This is a genomic window from Orenia metallireducens, assembly GCF_003001995.1.
GTDB classification, from domain to species: Bacteria; Bacillota; Halanaerobiia; order Halobacteroidales; family Halobacteroidaceae; genus Orenia; species Orenia metallireducens_B.
In genome coordinates this window covers 1-2096 of sequence record NZ_PVNB01000069.1, presented here as the reverse complement: position 1 = coordinate 2096, position 2096 = coordinate 1, and the positions used below count along the sequence as shown (strand labels likewise).

The 2096-nt window shown below is 34.2% G+C and carries 3 protein-coding genes and 1 pseudogene; all 4 read right to left on the bottom strand.

Going from position 1 to position 2096, the window contains the following annotated elements; all coding sequences use genetic code 11:
- Positions 1 to 521: pseudogene (locus BX659_RS18545) on the bottom strand (hypothetical protein); the annotation flags it as partial.
- A 139-nt stretch (positions 522 to 660) separates the two neighbouring features.
- A complete protein-coding gene (locus tag BX659_RS18540) occupies positions 661 to 885 on the bottom strand; it encodes a putative HNHc nuclease (protein WP_106231971.1) in 225 nt (74 codons plus the stop codon).
- Positions 886 to 890: 5 nt separating this feature from the next.
- The gene (gene bet, locus BX659_RS18535; protein ID WP_106231969.1) at positions 891 to 1736 is read right to left on the bottom strand and encodes a phage recombination protein Bet; all 846 of its coding nucleotides are present in this window, start codon (positions 1734 to 1736) and stop codon (positions 891 to 893) included.
- 78 nt (positions 1737 to 1814) lie between these two features.
- A partial coding sequence (locus BX659_RS19235) for a hypothetical protein (RefSeq protein WP_181186467.1) occupies positions 1815 to 2096 on the bottom strand: 282 nt, incomplete at its 5' end.

Genomic DNA, 2096 nt, shown 5'->3' with positions numbered 1-2096 from the left:
TGTGTAGTCTCTGTAGTAATCTTTGTAGTAGTCTCTGTTAAAGAGTTTACACTTTCTGTAAGGTCCACTTTACCCTTTTGGTAATTTCCACTTTTACCTTTCTGTAAAGTTGACTTTACACTTTTGTTAAAGTCAGGATTTAATTCTTTATTTATCTTTGCAATTAAAACCTCTTCATTTAATCTTAGATGATGCATAGGAGTCCCTTTGAACTTATATAACTCTTTAATAACTATCTGCTTATCCTCTAGCTTCTGAATTGCTCTATCATATTGTCTAGCTGTAATTCTAATCTCCTTCCACCAATCACTTCGCTTTTTAGCAACCCAATAATATCCATCCTTTTTGACTCTTAGCTTGCTTCTTCCCTCTTTATTTGGTGTAAACCAATAAATAATCTGGCTTAATAAGATTCCAGCAACTAAATCACCCACAATATCAATATAAATTCCTTTAATTGTTACTATTTCATCAAAGGCCTTATTAACCCTAAATAAATCCTTAAGCGAGCTTAATAACATATCTAGCCCCCCAAAGCTCTTAGTAATATCTATTTCAATCACAGTAATCTATAGATGATAGCTCCAGATAAACTAAATTATAGCTACAACTATCATCTAGCATTTATATCTATTTTAGACCTCATAATTCCTAAAAAAATTAGTCTATCTCCTCAACCTTCTCTTCCAACCATTCAATAAAATCACTTGCTAACTCATAACTGCAATCACTCAAGCTCTTTAATTCTTTATCAACCTCTGCTGAAAAATCTCTCATTAGCTGATACCTTAGTTGATTTAGCTCAGTATCTACTCCCTGGGTTCTAATCCAGTCAACCATCTGATTAACTATAGCAAATATCTTCCTTCGTTGACCTTGACTAATATATCTTACTTTCCCCTATCACCCTCTAGAGCTGCTGCTACCTCTTCTGCTAAATCTTCATCACTCATCTCGATATCAATAACCTCTGACTCATTCTGATAGCTTTTTAAATCATCTAAAAAGCTTTTTATGTTACCATTCTTTAAATCAGCTACCGATTCTACATTATAATCTCTCTTTAACAACTGTCTTCCTTCTTCCTTGCTAATTCCTTTCTCCTCCATAACCTTACTTATCTCTTTATACATTCTCTTCTTATTTATAATCTGGCTACCGTTAAAGTCTCCTTCTACTATCTGATTCTCCTGGTATCCCATCTCTTCCTTACTGACTAATCCACTGACACTAAAGGCTCTCTTTAATGCCATGCTTTCTGCACACTTTAAAATCATAGCATTGGGATAATTACTCCAGACCTGACTATTCCTTTTATAATCTTCATAAGGAGCAAAAACATAGACTGGAAAGGCTCTATCCTTACGATAAACTAAGCAATAGGCTCCAATAATCGCACCTCTATCCTTTAATTGATAATTATGCTCCACACCATCCATTAGCTTTTTAAAACTATCATTCTCATAGACTACATCAGCTACATAACCATTAAACTCTGGATGATGATTAGCTATCTTCAAATAACCATCACGACTGGTCATAATCGTTGGGTCCTTATCATACTTCCAGAAGAATATCTCCTTTTGAAAGGGGTCTAGTCCATACTGCTTAGCAAGATGCATAAACATCTCAAACTCATCATTAGTAGCTGCTTTAGCAACTGTCCGTTTCAATACATCCTTCTTCTCCTCTAAAGCTTGAATTAAGCTATTATCAACCTCTATTATATTGTTCATTTATTATCCTCCTTGAATTTTTCAGATATTATAGTCATAAACGACTAAGTAAACTTTAACCTTCATTTCTCCGATTATTTATGCTAATGACTCTACTATCTCCCAGGTAGCTTTATATCCATTACTAAAACTAAAGTCTAAACGATGCTTAGTCATTCTTTCAAAGCAGAGTCTCCCATACTTTTCTAAACAACCTGCTTCAATTAGCTCAGATAGCTCATTGATACAACCCTTTTTAGCTACAACCTTTCCTACCTCTGCATTAATAAAGTTGATATGATATCTATCCTGGTCTACAATTTGACCCAATATCTTGAGCATATCCTTTAACCTCATCATTCCTTCTAATCTAGCTACTGG

Bases quoted from the DNA above. Each gene is read 5' to 3' on its own strand.
- bet (WP_106231969.1), bottom strand. From the start codon at position 1,736: ATGAACAATATAATAGAGGTTGATAATAGCTTAATTCAAGCTTTAGAG.